Origin of the sequence: Nonomuraea sp. NPDC050022, assembly GCF_044460705.1 — a bacterium.
GTDB lineage: Bacteria > Actinomycetota > Actinomycetes > Streptosporangiales > Streptosporangiaceae > Nonomuraea.
The window spans coordinates 443,651-461,553 of record NZ_JBITKE010000004.1 but is presented as its reverse complement, the minus strand read 5'-3'; the positions used below and the strand labels follow the sequence as shown (position 1 = coordinate 461,553).

At 68.3% G+C, this 17,903-nt stretch carries 17 protein-coding genes; 9 read left to right on the top strand and 8 right to left on the bottom strand.

What is annotated here, in order from left to right:
- Window positions 1–961: 961 nt before the first annotated feature.
- From ACIBO2_RS18740 to ACIBO2_RS18725, 4 genes are all read right to left on the bottom strand, one after another.
- Window positions 962–1,798 carry an ABC transporter permease gene (locus ACIBO2_RS18740; protein WP_358534206.1) on the bottom strand — a complete coding sequence of 279 codons (837 nt, stop codon included), beginning with the start codon at window positions 1,796–1,798 and terminating at the stop codon, window positions 962–964.
- Window positions 1,795–2,835, bottom strand: a complete 1,041-nt coding sequence (locus tag ACIBO2_RS18735; RefSeq protein WP_397298085.1) for an ATP-binding cassette domain-containing protein — start codon at window positions 2,833–2,835, stop codon at window positions 1,795–1,797. Before ACIBO2_RS18735 ends, ACIBO2_RS18740 begins: the two co-directional genes overlap by 4 nt.
- Window positions 2,836–3,020: 185 nt before the next feature.
- On the bottom strand, window positions 3,021–4,478 hold the full coding sequence (locus ACIBO2_RS18730; RefSeq protein WP_397298083.1) for a pentapeptide repeat-containing protein: 1,458 nt from the start codon (window positions 4,476–4,478) through the stop codon (window positions 3,021–3,023).
- A gap of 255 nt (window positions 4,479–4,733) precedes the next feature.
- The gene (locus ACIBO2_RS18725; protein ID WP_397298081.1) at window positions 4,734–5,129 is read right to left on the bottom strand and encodes a hypothetical protein; all 396 of its coding nucleotides are present in this window, start codon (window positions 5,127–5,129) and stop codon (window positions 4,734–4,736) included.
- 91 nt (window positions 5,130–5,220) lie between these two features.
- Between ACIBO2_RS18725 and ACIBO2_RS18720 the strand changes: the two genes are divergently transcribed.
- The 8 genes from ACIBO2_RS18720 to ACIBO2_RS18685 all read left to right on the top strand — a co-directional run bounded on the left by ACIBO2_RS18720 (window position 5,221) and on the right by ACIBO2_RS18685 (window position 13,201).
- Window positions 5,221–6,360, top strand: a complete 1,140-nt coding sequence (locus tag ACIBO2_RS18720) for a serine hydrolase domain-containing protein (RefSeq protein ID WP_358534822.1) — start codon at window positions 5,221–5,223, stop codon at window positions 6,358–6,360.
- Between the two features lie 482 nt (window positions 6,361–6,842).
- Window positions 6,843–7,868 carry a LacI family DNA-binding transcriptional regulator gene (locus ACIBO2_RS18715; protein WP_358534820.1) on the top strand — a complete coding sequence of 342 codons (1,026 nt, stop codon included), beginning with the start codon at window positions 6,843–6,845 and terminating at the stop codon, window positions 7,866–7,868.
- Window positions 7,861–8,742: a ribokinase gene (locus tag ACIBO2_RS18710; protein WP_397298079.1), complete on the top strand. Its 882-nt coding sequence runs from the start codon at window positions 7,861–7,863 to the stop codon at window positions 8,740–8,742. Before ACIBO2_RS18715 ends, ACIBO2_RS18710 begins: the two co-directional genes overlap by 8 nt.
- Window positions 8,732–9,103, top strand: a complete 372-nt coding sequence (locus ACIBO2_RS18705) for an RbsD/FucU domain-containing protein (RefSeq protein WP_358534191.1) — start codon at window positions 8,732–8,734, stop codon at window positions 9,101–9,103. Before ACIBO2_RS18710 ends, ACIBO2_RS18705 begins: the two co-directional genes overlap by 11 nt.
- 14 nt (window positions 9,104–9,117) lie before the next feature.
- Window positions 9,118–10,089, top strand: coding sequence for a sugar ABC transporter substrate-binding protein (locus ACIBO2_RS18700; protein WP_358534188.1), 972 nt, complete (start codon window positions 9,118–9,120; stop codon window positions 10,087–10,089).
- A complete protein-coding gene (locus tag ACIBO2_RS18695) occupies window positions 10,086–11,573 on the top strand; it encodes a sugar ABC transporter ATP-binding protein (protein ID WP_358534185.1) in 1,488 nt (495 codons plus the stop codon). Before ACIBO2_RS18700 ends, ACIBO2_RS18695 begins: the two co-directional genes overlap by 4 nt.
- Window positions 11,570–12,568, top strand: a complete 999-nt coding sequence (locus ACIBO2_RS18690; protein WP_397298076.1) for an ABC transporter permease — start codon at window positions 11,570–11,572, stop codon at window positions 12,566–12,568. Before ACIBO2_RS18695 ends, ACIBO2_RS18690 begins: the two co-directional genes overlap by 4 nt.
- Before the next feature lie 294 nt (window positions 12,569–12,862).
- Window positions 12,863–13,201, top strand: coding sequence for a MiAMP1 family antimicrobial peptide (locus ACIBO2_RS18685; RefSeq protein ID WP_397298074.1), 339 nt, complete (start codon window positions 12,863–12,865; stop codon window positions 13,199–13,201).
- A gap of 149 nt (window positions 13,202–13,350) precedes the next feature.
- Here the strand turns inward: ACIBO2_RS18685 and ACIBO2_RS18680 are convergent, their stop codons facing one another.
- Both ACIBO2_RS18680 and ACIBO2_RS18675 read right to left on the bottom strand, forming a co-directional pair.
- Window positions 13,351–13,884: an RICIN domain-containing protein gene (locus tag ACIBO2_RS18680; protein WP_397298072.1), complete on the bottom strand. Its 534-nt coding sequence runs from the start codon at window positions 13,882–13,884 to the stop codon at window positions 13,351–13,353.
- 183 nt (window positions 13,885–14,067) lie between these two features.
- Window positions 14,068–14,763, bottom strand: a complete 696-nt coding sequence (locus tag ACIBO2_RS18675; RefSeq protein WP_358534172.1) for a WYL domain-containing protein — start codon at window positions 14,761–14,763, stop codon at window positions 14,068–14,070.
- A 49-nt stretch (window positions 14,764–14,812) separates the two neighbouring features.
- Between ACIBO2_RS18675 and ACIBO2_RS18670 the strand changes: the two genes are divergently transcribed.
- Complete coding sequence (locus ACIBO2_RS18670) at window positions 14,813–15,505, top strand: alpha/beta hydrolase (protein ID WP_358534169.1); 693 nt, start codon at window positions 14,813–14,815, stop codon at window positions 15,503–15,505.
- A gap of 80 nt (window positions 15,506–15,585) precedes the next feature.
- Here ACIBO2_RS18670 and ACIBO2_RS18665 read toward each other — a convergent pair whose 3' ends face one another.
- Window positions 15,586–16,083: a hypothetical protein gene (locus tag ACIBO2_RS18665; protein WP_397298069.1), complete on the bottom strand. Its 498-nt coding sequence runs from the start codon at window positions 16,081–16,083 to the stop codon at window positions 15,586–15,588.
- A 195-nt stretch (window positions 16,084–16,278) separates the two neighbouring features.
- Window positions 16,279–17,793, bottom strand: coding sequence for an MFS transporter (locus tag ACIBO2_RS18660; protein ID WP_397298067.1), 1,515 nt, complete (start codon window positions 17,791–17,793; stop codon window positions 16,279–16,281).
- Window positions 17,794–17,903 lie beyond the last annotated feature (110 nt).

Below are 17,903 nucleotides of genomic sequence, written 5' to 3'. Positions count from 1 at the left end.
ACTGGCGGAGTTGTGCCGGAGTGTCGACCGTGACGTGGCCTTGGCGGCGATGCAGACGAGCGTCCACGTCTTGGAGAACTCGGGAGACGTGACCGGGGCGATCGAGGCCGCCGAGCGAACCCTGACGATGCTCCGCGAGGACGAGGGGCCGTGGTTCGCCGCGATCATGCACGCCCTGCTGGCCCACCTGGTCATGCAACTCGGCGATCGCCGGCGGGCGGTCGGACACGCGCGGATCGCCATCCCGGTGCTGAGCCGGCTCGGCACCACAGACGATGAGAGCCAGCTCCGCTCGCTGCTCCTGGTCTCCGCGCTCGCCGACGGCGACCTCGACACCGCGGCGGCCGAGCTCGCCGAGATCACCCGGATCAACGACAACGAGGCAGTGCTCGGCGGGGTGGCGATCGTCTCGTTGTGCGCGGCCGAGCTCGCCCTCGCTCGCGGTGAGACGGCCGCCGCGCTCGCGGAATACCGCCTGGCCGTCCAGCGGGCGCGCGACCTGCGCCTGCCCGGCGTGGCGCAGACGGAACTCATGCCGTGGACGATGATGGCGGAGGCGGTCACCCTGACGGCGTACGCGTACCACGCCTCGCCGGAGGACGTCCGGTACGGCGAGGAGTTGTTCGCCACCGCCCGGGGCTACGACCTGCTGGCCGCGGAAAACCCCATCCTCGACTACCCGATGTGCGGCTCGATGCTGTTCGGGCTCGGCGCCTGGGGGCTGCTGCGGGGAGCCATGGCCCCCCGCGACGCGATCAGGTTGCTGGTGCTGGCCGAGCGGTTTGCGTACAGCGGCAACATGCCCTGCATGAGCTTCGAGCGGATCGAACCGTACGCGGAGCGGGCCGCGCCCGGGATGATTGCCTCCTTGCGGGCCGAATACGGCGATCGGCGCGGCTCCGACCTGCTCGACGAGGCGCGCGGTCTCGTCGAGCGGGTCTCCGGTCGTGACGGGGGCGGGTCACATGTGCCGCTTGTAGCTGCGTACCGACAGCGGCGCGAAGATCGCGATGACGATCACGCACGCCAGGAGCGTCCAGGCCACCTCTGCGCTGACGAGGGCGCTGTTGGCGAGGTCGCGGGCGGCCGTGACCAGGTGTGAGACCGGGTTGATCCGGACGAACGCGGCCAGCCAGCCGGGCAGGGTCTCGACGGGGACGAACGCGTTCGACAGGAACGTCAGCGGGAACAAGATCATCATGGAGATGCTCTGGACGGCCTGGGCGCTCCGGGCGATCGTGCCTACCCACGTGAAGACCCAGGCCAGCGACCAGCCCGTGATGATCGCCAGCAGGATCGCGGCGAGCACGCCGCCCACTCCGCCGCCTGGGCGGTAGCCCATCACCAGGCCCATGCCAAAGGTCAGAGTGGCCGCGATCGTGTAGCGCAGCAGGTCGGCCACCATGGGGCCGGCGAGCGGCGCGATCCGGGCGATCGGCAACGACTTGAACCGGTCGAAGACGCCCTTCTCCATGTCCTCGCGGAGTTGCGTGCCCGTGGCCATGCACGTCGTCAGTACGGTCTGGGCGAGGATGCCGGGGATCATCAGGGGGAGATAGCTCTCCACGTCGCCGGCGATGGCGCCACCGAAGATGAAGGCGAACATCGCGGTGAACAGGATGGGCTGCAGCGCCACGTCGAAGAACTGCTCCGGGTTGCGGCGCATCTTCTTGAGCGCCCGCCACGCCATCGTCAGGGTCTGGACGATCGTCTCCCCCGTGGAGACGCGCCGCCGGGCGGCCGCCACGCGGTCGGCGGCCCGGACCGCCTCGCGGGCGGGTGCGGTCATGGTGCTCATCGGTTCTCCTTCGTGCCGGTCTCGTCCGTTCTTGTCCGGTCGTCGCTGTCCGTCTTGTGGCCGGTGAGGGCGAGGAACACCTCGTCCAGGCTGGGCTTGGCCACGCTCACCGAGGAGATCGACACCCCGGCGGTACGCAGTGCGATCAGTACGTCCGCGGCCAGGTCGGCCTGGTCGAGGGCGACGTTGAGGCGGCCCTGCTCCGGGCTGAGTACCGGGTCGGAGCCGAGGACGCGCCGTACGACCTCCACCGCGGCGGGTACCTCGCCCGGCTCGGCGAGCAGCAACTGGAGTGTGGAGTTGCCGACCGCGGTCTTCAGCTCGTCGGGCGTGCCCTCGGCGACTTTGCGGCCATGGTCGATGACGGCGACACGATCGGCGAGCTGATCGGCCTCGTCCAGATATTGCGTGGTCAGCAGTACTGTGCAGCCCTCAGCGACCAGACCGCGGATGGTGTCCCACATCTGGCCGCGAGTGCGCGGATCGAGACCGGTGGTCGGCTCGTCGAGGAAGATCAGCGGTGGCCTGGTGATCAGGCTGGCCGCCAGGTCGAGGCGCCGGCGCATGCCACCGGAGAACTGCGCGATCGGTCTGTCGGCGGCCTCCTCCAGGCCGAACTGGCCCAGCAATTCGACGGCGATGCGCCGGGCGCGCGGCGCGGCGATGCCCTGCAGGCGGCTGAAGAGCCAGAGGTTCTCGCGGGCGGTCAGGTTCTCGTCGACCGATGCGTACTGTCCGGTGACGCCGACCAGCTGGCGGATCATGTGCGGGTTGCCGGCCACGTCGACCCCGAAGATCTCGGCACGGCCCGCGTCGATCTTCAACAAGGTGGCCAGCATCCGCAGCATGGTGGTCTTGCCGGCGCCGTTCGGGCCGAGGACGCCGAAGATCTCACCGGGGCGTACGTTCAGGTCGATCCCGTCGACGGCGCGGTGCTCGCCGAACGTCTTGGCAAGCCCTTGCGCACGTACGGCCAGATCGGTTCCTCCGCCGGAGGCCGGGCCGCCCCCGGTACGTCCGAGTTCTGTGATGCTCATGGCTTCACTCTCGGGGGCGCCGGTTTCACGGCACCCTCGGCCGGTTTCACCGGTTGCCGGGAGCGGCGTCCGAAGCTGGGCCAGTCACCCGGCCAACGTTGCGTGACGGGCCACTTGCGCGGCAGCACGGGCTGCGGCACGAAGGCTCATAAGTCGTTCAATGCCGCAACTTCTCGCGCGTCCGATCAGTCGTGCGGTTTCTCCAGTGGCACCGTCTCAGCGGCTGGCGGCGGCTCGCCCTTTCGCTCCAGCACCCTGACGCCGTCCGCGCCGGACGCCACCCGCCAGCCCGCTGGCCAGACCAATTGCGCGCCCGGCGCCTGCGCCACCTGCGCCCCGGCAAGATCAACCCCTTCCTTGAAGGCCGCCCCGCCGAAGTTGGCGTCCGTGAAGAAGGTCGCCCCGCCGAACTCGGCGCCCCCGGAGAAGGTCGCCCCACCGAAGTCGGCGTTCATGGAGAAGGTCGCCCCGGTAAACCGGGCGCCCCCGGAAAAGGTCGCCTGGGCGAACTCGGCGCCCCCGTTGAAGGTCACCTGGGCAAACCCGGCGTCCCCGGAGAACGTCGTCCCGACGAACCCGGCCCCGCTGGAGAAGTCCGCCTGGGCGAAGTTGGCGTTCATGGAGAAGGTCGCCCCGGCGAACTCGGCGATGCCAAGGTTCGCCCCGGCGAATCTGGCGCCCCCGGCGAAGGTCACCCCACCGAACCCGGCGGTCCCGATGAAGGTCGCCCCGCCGAAGTTGGCGTTCATGGAGAAGGTTGCCCCGGCAAACCGTGCACCCCCGAAAAAGGTCGCCCCAAGGAACTTGGCGTCCCCGAAGAAGGTCGCCCGATGGAACACCGCCTGCGCGGTGCGACAGTAGGCGAAGTCGAAGTCGATCAGCAGCGCCCCGGTCAAGTCGATGCGGATGTCGTGCCAGAACTGTTCAGGCGGGGCGGTGGTCGCTCGCTCATGGGGTGAGCGGTTGTCGCGGAGGTGGTCGGGGAGGATGCGCTGCGCGGTGAGGCGCACCTGGCGCTCGTTTTCCGGATCGGCGCCGGGGGAAACCGGCGCCGTGCCGATGGTGGTGCGGTCGGCGGCGCGGTAGCGGCGGGCGGCGTCCCGCAGCGTCTGGCGGCGGGCCTGCTCGGGGTCGGGCGGCTCGGGTGGGGTGTAGGGCATCCGCAGGTAGGCGCAGATCACGTTGACGATGGTCTGCCGGTGGCCGGGGTTGTCCTGGGCCAGTCGTTCCAGCGCGTACAGCCCGGCCAGCCGGACTGCGGCCTTGTCGTGGCCGAGCTGCTCGGCGGCCTTGGTGTACAGCTCGGTCACCCGCCGCTCGGTCGCGTCGTAAGCGGTGAGGTGCGCGGACATCTCTTGGTGGCGCTGGCGGCGGAAGGCCAGCATCAGCGTGATGGCCGCGCCCACACCGGCGCCGGCCGCCAGCGCGGTACGGATGATCTCGCTGCGCGCGGCCGTCTCGGCCGCCTGCTGCGGTGTCGGCACCGTGGGCAGCCCGGCCAGCAGCCACCATGCCACCGTGTACACCGTGCCGACTACGACCAGCGCGGCCGGGGCGATCCACCATGCGGCCGGGCGCGGTTCCCGCAGCGCGGGCACTCTGGTGGTACCGCCGCGGCGGCGAAACGTCTGAGGCAGGCGCATACCGCCATATCAGCCGAAAGACCCTCGCGCGTTACTGAACCCCCAGATCGCTATCACCGAAAGATCCAGGTCTCGCACAAGCATTCTGACGACTTGCCTCATGATCGATGAGACAAGCTCGCTGTCGGACTGTCTCACTTATCTGGGGCAGCGCAGGTCATGGATCTTCCCATGCCTCGGGATCAGCTAGCCGGGACACGCGCCTTCATCCCCCAGTTCGACAGGCGGAGGTCATCCACGATGGTGTAGTACCGGTCATCGCTGGAGGATCTGTCGACCCTGGTAGAGGGTGGTGCGCACCTCGTCGTACACGCCTGCGGGCCGCCTGTCCGTGGTGGTGGCCAGCACCGCTCTGAGCGTGGCCTGGTTGGCGCGGTCGACGAAGCCGGACTTCAGTACGAGCCGGCATGGCGGCCAGTCGTCGGACACCCAGGTCGCGTCAGGCGCATGAAACTGAAGGGTGGTGGCCGGCGCAACTGCGACCGTGACTTGACCATGACACGGCGCGGACAAGATGGCGACACGGCTGGTCGACAGTGGATCGCGGTTGACCGGCGGGCGAGTTGCCGAGTGTGCTGCGAGACCCGGCGGCGTGTCACGCGTGTTGTTGATGGTGATCCCTGGCATCTCCGACGCCTCCGTGGCGTCCATCGGCGAGACGGCACGACAGGTCATCGCGTGATCCGCCCGCGCCTTGTTGACCCCTTGTCGTCACCTCGAAGGAGTTGTTGTCTTGAAGCGCATGTCTGTTGCCGCCGCGACCGCGGCAGCCCTGCTGCTGGCCACCGCCTCGCCCGCGACGGCCGCCAGCGCCGCCGGCGCCGCCGCGGTCGGCGACGCCCAGCAGGCCATGGAGAACCTCGCCAAGACGCCCGGCGTCGTGGGCGCGATCGGCGGCGCGTACGTGGACGGCAAGGCCGCCGGCCAGGGCACCGCCGGGTCGCGGCTGCTCAACGGCGAAGGCGGCACGATCCCGGCCGACTCCCGCTTCTACATCGGCTCACAGACCAAGGCGATGGTGGCCACCGTGCTCCTCCAACTCGTCGAGAAGGGCAAGCTCGGCCTGGACGACAAACTCGCTGACCGGCTGCCGGAGGTGGCCGCCGACGGGCTGGTGGAACGAGCCGGCGAGATCACCGTCCAGCAACTGATCCAGCACACCTCCGGCATCCCCGACTGGTGGTCCCGGAGCGGCTCGACCGAACCGGCGTTCGACGTCTTCGACTTCACCACCTACTACCGGCCCATCGACATCGTGGAGACGACGCGCGGCTTGCCGCGCACCGGCGAGCCGGGTGAGAAGTTCACCTACTCCAACACCAACTACACCCTCATCGGCATGCTCATCGAGCAGGTGACAGGTCACACCCTGGCCGACGAACTCGACCGGCGCCTGTTCCGCCCGCTTGGCATGACCCGGACCTACGCGCTCACCAAGCCCCCGGAGGGCATCAAGGGCCCGCACGGGCACGGCTATTACGCTGACTCCACCGGCACTCTGCGCGACATGCACCGCGCCAACGCCAGCTGGGGCTTTGGCGCCGGCAATGTCGTCTCGACCACGCGTGACGTCAGCATCTTCCAGCGGGCCTTCGACCAGGGCAGGCTGCTGCCACCGTCGCTGCGGAAGGTCCTCGCCGGTGGCTCTGCCGGTGGGTCAGCCGACGGCGATGGCAGCGGCAGCGCGCGGCAGGGCACGGAGAAGTGCGAAGAAAATCTGAACATGCAGGGCGGCTCGGGACTCGGCTACACCACACTGATCCTTTACTCGACCGATGGCCGACGGCAGTTCGAGATCTCCGTCACGCGGAGCACCACCGACGACGCCATCATCCCCGAAATGATCAAAGCCGGCCAAGCCGTCCTGTGCCCGACGGGTTGAGGCTCTTCGCGTCGACGACTATCTCACTCCGGGTGCATCTCCTACCCGCCCGGGCATCTGTCCGAAGTTCGACAAAGGCCGGATCGCCCAGCCAGGCCAGGCGCGGCGGCTGAATTCGATGGCCGGCCGTCCGGCCGGGCGCCGACGGCAGTACCCAGGCATGCGGGCATCCCGCATGCCTGGACTCTTCAGGCGGCTCCCTTGATCCGGTACGCCTTGGCCGCGCCGACTCCCTCCTCCGAGCAGAATCGTGCGCCCACCGCGTAGCTTCCAGAACCGCCTGACCTGCGCAGACTCCGCGCGCTGCCGTACGAAAAAGATGCAATGTACGAAATCAGCAGGTCGGCGCACAACCTCAGACCGCTGTTTGTGGCCATCCTGAAACCTGGCGATAACAGATTAGTAACGACTCATCTACACGAGTTGCTCCTGCGGATTCTCTGGCCGAATACTGCATCAACACGAGTAGATGGGACTTGCTAGTGGTCACACGCCGCGATGTGGCGCGGCTGGCCGGCACCTCAGACGCCGTCGTCAGCTACGTGCTCAACAACGGGCCGAGGAATGTCGCCCCGCACACCCGCGAACGGGTGCTGCGCGCGATCGACGAGCTCGGCTACCGGCCGAACGCCGTCGCCCGCTCGTTGCGTACCAGCCGCACGCACACCATCGGGCTCGTCGTCCCCGACAACGCCAACCCCTTCTTCGCCGAGCTGGCCCGCGAGATCGAGGACGTCGCCTTCGAGCACGGCCTGACGCTGCTGCTCGGCAACGCGATGGACGACGACGATCGCGAGGCCGCCTACGTGCGGACCCTGATCGACCGCCAGGTCGACGGGCTGATCCTGATTCCCGCCCACGGCCCGCACGCCTGGCGGTCCCAGCTGGCCGCCTCCAAGGTGCCGTGCATCGTGCTCGACCGCGCGCTCGACGACGCCCCGGCCAGCCACCTGCTTCTCGACAACGAGGGCGGTGCGTACGAGGCGACCGGCCACCTGCTCGCGCACGGGCAGCGGCGTATCGGCTGCGTGGCGGGGCCGGAGAACATCCATCCGACCGTCGACCGTGTCGCCGGCTGGTCGCGGGCGCTGACCGAAGCCGGCCTCGACCCGGCCTCGATGCCGCTGGCCCATGGTCCGTTCGGGCGGCGGCAGGGTTATCTCAGCGGCCGCCGCCTTCTGTCGCAGGAGGACCGGCCCACCGCGCTCTTCGTGACCAGCGACGAGCAGGCGATCGGCGTCATGCGCGCCGCAGCCGAGCTGGGGCTGAGCGTGCCCGGCGACGTCGCGCTGTGCTCGTTCGACGGCGTCGCCGCCTCCTCCTACACCGTGCCCGCGCTCACCACCATGCGCCAGCCGATCGAGGTAATGGCCAGGCGCGCGGTGGAGCTGCTGATGGCACAGATCGGTGACTCATCGGGAGGCGAACGTGTCGTCCTGTCCGCCATGCTGATCAGGCGCGGCTCATGCGGCTGCCCTGACCCGGTCGGCGGGCTCGACGATGCGTGAGCTGGAGCTGGTCGTCGTCGGCAGTCTCAACATGGATCTCACGGTTCCGGTGACGCGCCTGCCCGGCAGGGGCGAGACGGTCGCGGGCGCCGCCGCGGTGCGGGCCGCCGGAGGCAAGGGCGCCAACCAGGCGGTGGCCGCCGCCCGGCTGGGCGCGCGGGTCCGCCTGGTGGGCCAGGTCGGCGACGACGCGCTGGGCCGCGAGCTGCTCGCCGCCGTGGCGCGCGAGGGCGTGGACGTCTCGGGCGTACGGCAGGCGCCCGCCGCCACCGGGCTGGCGATGATCGTGGTCGAGGACGGCGGCGAGAACATGATCACCGTCGCCAGGGGCGCCAACGGGCTGCTCCGCCTCACGGACCTCGATCTCACCGGCGCCGACGCGCTCCTGCTGCAGTTGGAGATCCCGGTGGCCGCCTGCCTCGCCGCCGCCCGTCAAGCCAGGGCGCACGGCGTGCCGGTGATCCTCAACGCCGCGCCGTACACGCAGGGTCTTGAGGAGCTGCTCACCCAGGTGGACCTGCTGATCGTCAACGAGGGCGAGGCCGCCGCCCTGTGCGGCGACACCGACCCCGCCGCGCTGCTCGCACTCGGGCCGCGCGCCGCGGTGGTGACGTTGGGCGAGCACGGGGCGCGCGGCCAGGACGCCTCCGGCGCCTGCCAGGTGCCCTCCTTCCCGGTGCCCGCGGTGGACGCGGTCGGCGCCGGGGACACCTTCTGCGCGCAACTCGCGCTCGCCCACGCGGCCGGCCTGCCCCTCGACCAGGCTGTACGGCGGGCCTGCGCGGCCGGCGCGCTGGCCACCACCGGCCACGGGGCCCAAGCCCCCATGCCCACCGGCGATCAAGTGGAAAGGCTGCTCGCCCGTGCGTCATGACGGCCTCTGGCATCCCCGCCTGCTGCAGATCCTGTCCGCGGCGGGACACACCGACCTCATCGTGGTGGCCGACCCCGGCCTGCCCGTCCCGCCCGGCGTCGAGACGGTCGACCTCGTCTGGCGCAGGGGCGAGCCCGCCTTCCTACCCGTACTCGAAGCGGTGCTCGGCGAGCTCGTCGTCGAGACCGCCTATGTCGCCGAGGAGTCGCCGCCCGGCTTCCTCGACGGCCTGCTGACAAGAACAGAACGCATTCCTCACACCCAGCTCAAAGAGCTCACCGGCCGGGCCCGCGCAGTCGTGCGGACCGGCGAGGCGACGCCGTACGCGAACGTCGTCCTCCAAGCGGGCGTTCCCTTCTGAAGGAGAAACACCGAATGAACAAGAAGATCGTCGCCGTGGCCGGTCTGGCCCTCGCGCTGACCGCCTGCGGCAAGGAGGGCGGCACCACCACCGGCCAGACCGCCGCCGCCCCCAAGCCGGGCGAGAAGCCGGGCATCTGCCTGGTGATGAAGTCGCTGGCCAACGAGTTCTTCCAGCAGATGCAGAAGGGCGCCGAGGAGCACGCCGCCAAGCGCGGCGACCTCACGCTCAGCGTCGTCGGCATCCAGAACGAGACCGACATCGACAACCAGGTCGCCGCCGTCGAGAAGTGCGTCACCCAGCAGGCCAAGGCGGTCGTCATCGCTCCTGCGGACTCCCGCGCGCTGGTCGCGCCGATCAAGCGCGCCGTCGACGCGGGTGTGAAGGTCGTCAACATCGACGTCCAGCTCGACGAGGGTGCGATGAAGGCCGCCGGCATCGGCGACAAGGTGCCCTTCGTCGGCCCCGACAACCGCGAGGGCGCCAAGCAGTCGGGCATGGAGCTGGTCAAGGCCGTCGGCAAGGACGCCGAGGTCGTCATCCTGGAAGGCAACCCCGGCGCGGCCAACGCCACCCAGCGCAAGGCCGGCTTCGAGGACGCGATCAAGGAGGGCGGGCTCAAGCTCGTCGACGCCAAGACCGCGCATTGGGAGACCGACGAAGCGCACACCGTCTTCGGCAACATGCTCAGCGCGCACCCGAACATCAAGGGCGTGCTGGCCGGCAACGACAACATGGCGCTCGGCGCGTTGAAGGCGATCGAGGAGCAGGGCAAGAAGGGCCAGATCAAGGTCGCCGCGTTCGACAACATCCCGGCCATCGCCCAGTACGTCAAGGACGGCTCCGTCGTGTCCACCCTCGACCAGTACGGCGCGCAGCAGGCCTCCAACGGCATCGACTACGCCATGAAGATGATCGCCGGCGAGAACTTCGGCGGCTGGCAGAAGACCGAGATCAAGCTCATCACCAAGGACAACGTCGGATGATGACGGTCAGCGGCCTCGTCAAGCGCTTCCCCGGTGTGGTGGCGCTCGACGGGGTCGACCTCGACATCCGCGCAGGCGAGATCCACGCCCTCGTGGGCGAGAACGGCGCGGGCAAATCCACGCTGGTCAAGGCCCTGGCCGGGATCCACGCGCCGGACGGCGGCACGATGACCTTCGACGGTGCGCCCTACACCCCCGCCAATGCGGCCGACGGTCTGGCCGCCGGGATCTCGGTGGTTCACCAGGAGCTGGCGCTGCTGCCCTACCTCACCGTGGCGGAGAACCTGTTCCTGCGCGAACTGCCGCGCACGGCGGGCGTCGTCGACAGGAAGCGGCTGCGCATGGACGCCGCGCGGCTGTTGACCGAGATCGGGCTGGATGTCTCGCCCGACACCCTGGTCGAGCGGCTCGGCATCGCGCAGATGCAGCTGGTGGAGATCGCGAAGGCGATCTCCACCGACAGCAAGCTGCTGATCATGGACGAGCCGACCGCCACGCTCACCTCGCGCGAGGCGGGACGCCTGTTCGACATCCTGCGGGCATTGCGCGAACGCGGCGTGGCCATCGTCTACATCTCCCACCACCTGCAGGAGGTGCTGGAGCTGGCCGACCGGGTCACCGTGCTGCGCAACGGACGCAGCATCGAGACCCGCGAGATGGCCGACGTGACCGCGCCCGACCTGGTCAGGCTGATGGTGGGGCGCGACCTGTCGCAGGAGTACCCGGCCAAGCCGCCGACGGCGCTGGGCGAGGTGGCGCTGAAGGTGCGCGATCTCAAGGTCGCGGGCTTCGAAGGGCCGCTCTCCTTCTCGGTACGGCGCGGCGAGGTCGTGGGCCTCGCCGGGCTGGTCGGCTCCGGCCGTACCGAGGCGATGCGCGCGATCTTCGGCGCCGACCCCGCCTTGTCCGGAAAAATCGAGCTTTACGGCGAGAAGGTACACATCCGGCATCCCAAGGACGCCGTACGGCACGGCATCAGCTTGCTCACCGAGGACCGCAAGTCGCAGGGTCTGGTCCTCGACCTGCCGATCAGCGCCAACGTCACCCTCGCCAAGCTGCGTGGACTCCTGGTGCGCTTCGGTCAGGAACGCTCGCTCGCCGAGGCCCTCGGGCGGCGCCTGCACCTGCGCTCCTCGGGCGTCGGCCAGCACGTACGTACCCTGTCGGGCGGCAACCAGCAGAAGGTCGTGCTGGCCAAGTGGCTCAACGCCGGATCCGACATCCTGATCGTGGACGAGCCCACCCGCGGCATCGACGTCGGCGCCAAGTACGAGATCCACGAGCTACTGCTCGGCCTGGTCGCAGAGGGCAAGGCCCTGCTCGTCGTCTCCTCGGACCTGCCGGAGCTGATGGGCATCTGCGACCGCGTCCTGGTCTTCTCCCGGGGCAAGATCGCCGGAGAGGTCACCCGGGCGGACTTCGACGCCGAGCGCATCCTCACGCTGGCCTACTCGGGCTACCTCAAGAACGGTGAAACACAATGATCAAAAGGCTCGTGCTCGGCGAAGCCGGCATCGGCGTCGCCTTGGTAGTGCTCGCGGGCTTCTTCGTCATCCTCGCACCGAACTTCGCGACCGAGCAGAACCTGCGCAACATCATGACCCAGATCACGCTGAACACCGTGCTCGCCGTGGGCATGACGTTCGTGATCCTGGTCGGCGGCATCGACCTGTCGGTCGGCTCGGCGATGGCGCTGTGCGCGGTCGTGTCGGGCACCATGATGGCCGGATCCGGCTCCGCCTTGACGCTGGTAGGCGGGATCCTGGTGAGCATGCTCGTCGGCGGCTTGGTCGGCTGGGTCAACGGGTTCGTGTCAGAACAGTGGCGGGTGCCGTCGTTCATCGTCACCCTGGCCATGCTCAACATCGCGCGCGGCGGCGCCGAACGGTATACCAACGCGGCCACCATCTACAACCTGCCTGCCGCGCTCAACGACTTCGGCACCCTCACGCTGATGGGCATCCCCGCGGTGTTCTGGGTGGCGCTGCTGCTGGCAGGGGCCGGCTGGTTCGTGCTGTCGCGCACCGTCTTCGGGCGGCTGATCTACGCCACCGGCAACAACGAGGAAGCCGTCCGCCTGTCCGGCCACAAGACCTCCCGCATCAAGATCGCCGCCTTCATGATCGCCGGTTTGACCGTGGGCATCGCGGCCATCCTGTACATGGCCAGGCTCAACATCGCCAGCCCGATCCTGGGCCAGGGCTACGAGCTCAACGCGATCGCCGCCGTGGTCATCGGCGGAGCCAGTCTGATGGGCGGGCGCGGCTCCATGGTCGGCACGTTCCTCGGGGCATGTCTGCTCGGCGTGCTCACCAACGGGCTGCTGCTCATGGGCGTCTCCGACTTCGAACGGCAGATCATCACCGGGCTGGTGATCCTGGTCGCCGTGGTGCTGGACGCGTACCGGCTCCGCCTGGCCCGCAAGCTGGCTGTCACCCAACCCGCGCAGGCACTCACGCCGGCGACGATCCCCTCCTGACCACATCCGAGGCGGCGCCTTCGCATGAGACCGCCGTGGCTTTACGGCCAGTTGTCACGTGCGGTGTAGGTGGGGTGCAAGTGACGATCAAGAGCTGATCCATATGTTCTTCTCGTTAGGAAAACCTATGAAAAGGACGGTCCCTTGCCCCGCTCCTACGGCGAGTCCAAGCTCGTCGTCCGCTACCGAGCCGGTCTACGGCTGCGGCGTTCGGGCTCTCTGCCCACGCGAGTGGTGAGTGTCATGGGACTTCTTTCCTCAGGCAATCAGTCGAGACGCATCCGGAGGATCGCTGTGAAGAGCATCAAGAGAATCGCCCTCGTCTCCGCCATCTCTGCCTCCCTGGTCGCGGTCATGGGCGGTGCCGCCAACGCCTCGATGTCCGCGGACACCGGGTCGACGTACGTGGCCTACGAAGGGCCGGGCTTCACTGGCCAGACACAGGTCATCGACAGGTGCGGCACGACCAACCTCCGCTACCGCGGGTCGTACAAGTGGTTCGGCTCCGGCCAGTCCGGCCGGATGCACAACGAGATCAACAACAGAGGGCCGGTGCACTTCACGCTGCCCACCAACGGCAACGCGAAGCAGGGGACGGGCGTCGGCTGGAAGAGCATCTTCGTGGTGTGCTGACACCCACCCCTTGACGTGGCGGCCTCACCCCGGGGATCGGTGTCGTTGATGCCCTGGGGTACATCGGAACTGCCGGGCGCGACCAGAGATCAGGACGTTCGGGATCAGGACGTTCGGGATCAGGACGTTCGGGATCAGGACGTTCGGGATCAGGACAAGGTGTCCTTGACCGCGATCTGGCCATCCTCGACGACGAACTTCTGGTTGGTGTTGTTGGGGTCGCACTGCCACAGGTACACCTGGATGCCGTTGCCGCGGCCGTTGGTGGCGTCCAGGCATAGGCGGTTGGCTGAGTTCAGGGTGGACTTGAGGATGATCTGGCCGCCCTGGATGACCCAGAGCTGGTTAGCGTTACCCAGGCACTGCCACTGGTAGACCCGGGTGCCGTTGGTTCGGCCGTTGGAGGAGTCCAGGCACATCATCTGGCTCGTGCCGATGGTGTCTTCCACCTTGATGAGGCCGTCCTCGACGACGAGCTTCTGGTTGGTGTTGTTGGGGTCGCACTGCCACTGGTACATCAAGACGCCGTTGCCGCGGTAGTTGCTGACGTCGACGCACATCGCGGTCCCGACCGGGATGGCGCGGTTGGCGGCCCCTTGCCCGGCGGCCACCGCAGGCGGAGCGGTGACCGCGCTCATGGTGGTGGAGATGACGGCGGCGGCCAGCAGATGGCGAGCAAGCATGGGTGCCTCCAGAAGAGTTGATCAAGACTCCAGCACCATGTCACAACTGAAAGTAGTTGATCAATCACCGTCCGCACAAAGCTCCGTGCGTCGCGATGTGCTGCCCGCCAGAGGCGAAGCTTCGGGCATCCGCGATTGCGGTTCAGGATGATCCAGAACGTACAGACTGGATCACATCGCCCGTCACACCCGGACGGAGGCCGCCGTCGAGGGAGGCGTCCCTAGCTCTTCGACGGGTACGTCGATGGCGCGCTGAGTGGTGAGACTCGCGCGTTCGATCCGATCGAGGCGGAACCATCGGATGGCCTCGCGGCGCCGGCAGTGCGCAATGAGGAACCAGTGCCCGGCCGTGAACGCGAGCAGCTGAGGGTCCACCCGGCGCGTTGTCGGCGTTCCATGACTATCGCGGTAGTGCAGCGAGAGGACCTTGCGTTCCTCAAGGGCATGCTCGATCACGTCGCGTCGGCGCGGATCAGCTGCCTCGGTCGTGGTGTGGTCGATCCAGATGCGCTCGGTCAAGTCGTCCGCGTGCCGTCGCGCCTGCGGGTCCATCACCGCCAATACCTTCACCAGGGCGGCTCGGGCCTGCCTGTCGAATGGTTGTCCACGGTGTGCCGCGATCGCCGCGGCGAGCGCGCAGGCTTCGGTGGCGGTGAAGTTCACCGGCGGCAGGGTGGCGGCACGATCGACGACATATCCACCGAGCCGGCCCGTACGTGCCCAGACTGGAAACCCGCCCTGTTGCAGAGCGGAGATGTCGCGCTTGACGGTGCGGACACTGATCTCGAATGCGGCGGCGAGCTGTTGGGCGGTGCGGCCTCGCGGACCCGCACGGCGGAGATCTTCGCGGATCGCGTAGAGCCGATCGGTGCGGTTCATCCATAAATGGTGCCATAACGGTGACATCCAGCACCTTCAGAATCGGAGCATGACGAAGTCGCGAGAACCCATCCTGTTGCTGAGCGGTGCCGGTCTTCCCGTCTGGATCTGGGATCAGGTGCGCGAAGAACTGGCCGCATCGCACCAGACGGCGGTCGCTGAGCGACCGCGTCATGATCGCGCTTCGCTCACGGAGTACGCCGCCGCGGCGCTGGATTCGGCACCGTGGGAGCGATTCGCGGTCGTCGCGCACTCCAGCGGCGGGACTGTCGCGACGGAAATCATGACCCTCGCGCCTGACCGGGTGGGCGCGTTCCTGGCGGTCACTGCTGTCGTGCCGAAGCCGGGACGCAGCTTCGTCGCGTCGATGCCGATGCCGAATCGGCTCGTGCTGAGCCTGGCGATGCGGCTGGCCGGCACCCGACCGCCCGATGCCGCTATCCGGCGCGGCGTGGCCAGCCGCGTCGACACGAAGACGGCCGATCGCATCGTGGCGGAGTTCCGCCCCGAGTCTGTGCGTCTCTACCGGGACACGCCGCAAGACGGCGTTTTTCCCGAACGTCGAGGCTACCTCTCCACCAGCCAAGACGCTGAGCTCCCGATCGGACTGCAACAGCGATTCGCGCGCAACCTCGACACGAGCTGGAACGAATCCCTCGACAGCGGACACCTGCCGATGCTCGAAGCGCCCGACGCTCTCGCCCGGCGAATCACGAACTTCCTCGCCGACAGACCCAGTTGACCGAGAGGTGTACGAGGGCCACCCCATAGTTGGGAGTGGCCCTTTTAGCACAGCTCCAATGAAGCAGCTTTTCTGCCGGCTTAGTTGTAGGGATTGTCGTAGGTCACGGATTTGGTGCGGCTGTTGTAAGTCTGGCCGGGATAGAACCAGCCGCCCGTCACGTACAAGGTGACATTCGTGAGGGTAGTGGAGTGGGTGTATTCACCGTCGTAGAGGTATAGGTACAACTGGCAGCCAGGGGGAGCGGCCGCCGTGCCCGTCTGGCTCGGGTAGAAAATGGTGCCGCCGTTGACGGAGACGTAGAAGTTCGGCATGGGGTAGGACCCGCTCCCCCAGCACAGCCGGAGCGCGTACCTGAACTTCGTGTTCCCGTCGTCGAACGCCAGCGTGCCGGTCAGCTGGGCGAGCATGATCGACGGGCCGGCGTTCGAGGTCACCGTGAGGGATACGGCCTGGTCTGGACCGTAGGCGGCGTGCGCGGGAGTGACGGGCACCAGGATTGCCGCGAGTGTTGCGATGGCGACGGCGACAGAGCTGGCCGCACGACGTGCTTTGGAACGTGTCAATTCCAACCTCATCTCTCGCATGATGTCGGCGGAGCGCGCACGGAGACTATTTTCGGGGCCTCCAGGTGTCCAGAGAGACGATCGGGAGCCACTGATTCGGCCGGCATTAACTTGCGTCATGGCGGCTCTCGCGAGAGTGAACCAGGCGTGCCACCAGGTCGGGGATTAGCCTGCGGAGCCGTAATACCGACGTGACGAGTGAAAGTTTCATTCCACCGAGACGCGGTCGGAGACGGCTGGACCGGTGTGATCGTTACTCGCTGAGCGTGCCGGTGGACTGGTCCGGCGCAGGACAATTAGGGCGATGAGGGCGGCGGCGACCAGGAGTGCGGCGCTGAGCGTCAGGCCGAGCGCGTATCCGTTGTTGAGGGCGATGGGCGTGACAGCCTGGCCGGTGCGGTTGTGCGCGACGGTGCCGAGGGCGGCCAGTCCGAGTGAGGAGCCGATCTGGCGTGAGCTGTTGAGCAGGCCCGAGGCGGCGCCCGTCTCGTGGGGTGCGACACCTGCGGTGGCGATGGAGACGATCGGTCCGAGGCAGAGCCCGAATCCGACGCTGGCGACGATCGACGGGCCCAGGACGTCGGTGATGAAGGTGCCGTCGGGGCTGATCAGGCCGAACCAGGCGAACCCGGCCGCGGTCAGCAGTCCGCCGCTGATCAGGAGGGTCCGCGGTGCGAGACGGTAGCCGAGTTTGATGGCGAGTATCGAGCCGGCGACCACGCCGAGGGCGAACGGCAGGAACTCGAGCCCGCTCAGAGCCGGCCCGGTGCCGAGCACGAGCTGAAGGTACAGCGACATGAAATAGAACGCCGAGGCCATGGCCCCGCCGACGAGGAGGTTGTAGGCGTTCGCGCCGGCGACCGAGCGGTTGGCGAACAGGCCGAGCCGGATCAGCGGGTCGCGGGTGGTGGTCCGCTCGACGTAGACGAAGGCGGCCAGCAGCGCGGCGGCGCCCGCCAGAGTCGTCAGGGTGATCGGGGAGGTCCACGGATACTGGTCGGTGCGGACGACGCCGAGCACCAGCAGGGCTATGCCCGCCGTGGCCAGGATGGCGCCCAACACGTCCGGGCGGCCGTTGCGAATCGGGGGCGGGTCGGCGGCGACAGCCCGCCAGGCCAGGGCCAGCGCGCCGGCCGCCATGGGGACGCTGACGAACATCACCCAGCGCCAGCTGGCGTACTGGGTGAGTACGCCGCCGATCAGGACACCGAGGGCGCCACCTGCGGCGTTCACCGCGGACCATACGCCGAAAGCCCGGACGCGGGCCTTGCCCGTGGGAAACGTGGAGGTCAGCAGCGCCAGCGCGGCCGGAGCTACTGCGGCGGCCCCGATGCCCTGGACGGCACGAGCGGCGACAAGCTGGCCGGGGTCCTGGGCGAAGCCACCGACGAGCGAGGCGAGGCCGAACACGGCGAGCCCGAGCAGCAGGACACGCTTGCGACCGTAGCGGTCGGCGGCCTTGCCGCCCAGCAGGAGCAGCCCGCCGAAGGTGAGCGCGTAGGCGTGGATCACCCAGGTCAGGCCCACTGCGCTGAAGCCGAGTCCGGCAGCGATCTGCGGGAGTCCGACGTTCACGACCGACAGGTCCAGCGACACCATGAACTGCACGACGGCCACCGCGGCCAGGGTGAGCCCCGGCCGGCCGCCCGGGTTGCCGGCGACCCGCTCGTGCCGGGGCTTCAGCGCGAGGGGTGACGTCTCATTGTCCGTTGTCACAGGCATCCGCACTCCTTGGGAAGCGTTCTATTGACCTCAGGTCATTACTACTGACCCGAGGTCAATATGTCAACGGCCAGCAATGGCGGGTGGCAAACGCAAAGCGCATGATGCGA

Excerpts from the sequence above, each read along its gene's own strand:
- ACIBO2_RS18670 (WP_358534169.1), top strand. The coding sequence starts at position 14,813 with ATGACGAAGTCGCGAGAACCCATCCTGTTGCTGAGCGGTGCCGGTCTT.
- ACIBO2_RS18665 (WP_397298069.1), bottom strand. The coding sequence starts at position 16,083 with ATGAGGTTGGAATTGACACGTTCCAAAGCACGTCGTGCGGCCAGCTCT.
- ACIBO2_RS18695 (WP_358534185.1), top strand. The coding sequence starts at position 10,086 with ATGATGACGGTCAGCGGCCTCGTCAAGCGCTTCCCCGGTGTGGTGGCG.
- ACIBO2_RS18660 (WP_397298067.1), bottom strand. The coding sequence starts at position 17,793 with ATGCCTGTGACAACGGACAATGAGACGTCACCCCTCGCGCTGAAGCCC.
- ACIBO2_RS18690 (WP_397298076.1), top strand. The coding sequence starts at position 11,570 with ATGATCAAAAGGCTCGTGCTCGGCGAAGCCGGCATCGGCGTCGCCTTG.
- ACIBO2_RS18735 (WP_397298085.1), bottom strand. The coding sequence starts at position 2,835 with ATGAGCATCACAGAACTCGGACGTACCGGGGGCGGCCCGGCCTCCGGC.
- ACIBO2_RS18700 (WP_358534188.1), top strand. The coding sequence starts at position 9,118 with ATGAACAAGAAGATCGTCGCCGTGGCCGGTCTGGCCCTCGCGCTGACC.
- ACIBO2_RS18710 (WP_397298079.1), top strand. The coding sequence starts at position 7,861 with ATGCGTGAGCTGGAGCTGGTCGTCGTCGGCAGTCTCAACATGGATCTC.
- ACIBO2_RS18730 (WP_397298083.1), bottom strand. The coding sequence starts at position 4,478 with ATGCGCCTGCCTCAGACGTTTCGCCGCCGCGGCGGTACCACCAGAGTG.
- ACIBO2_RS18680 (WP_397298072.1), bottom strand. The coding sequence starts at position 13,884 with ATGCTTGCTCGCCATCTGCTGGCCGCCGCCGTCATCTCCACCACCATG.
- ACIBO2_RS18720 (WP_358534822.1), top strand. The coding sequence starts at position 5,221 with ATGTCTGTTGCCGCCGCGACCGCGGCAGCCCTGCTGCTGGCCACCGCC.
- ACIBO2_RS18740 (WP_358534206.1), bottom strand. The coding sequence starts at position 1,798 with ATGAGCACCATGACCGCACCCGCCCGCGAGGCGGTCCGGGCCGCCGAC.
- ACIBO2_RS18725 (WP_397298081.1), bottom strand. The coding sequence starts at position 5,129 with ATGGACGCCACGGAGGCGTCGGAGATGCCAGGGATCACCATCAACAAC.
- ACIBO2_RS18675 (WP_358534172.1), bottom strand. The coding sequence starts at position 14,763 with ATGAACCGCACCGATCGGCTCTACGCGATCCGCGAAGATCTCCGCCGT.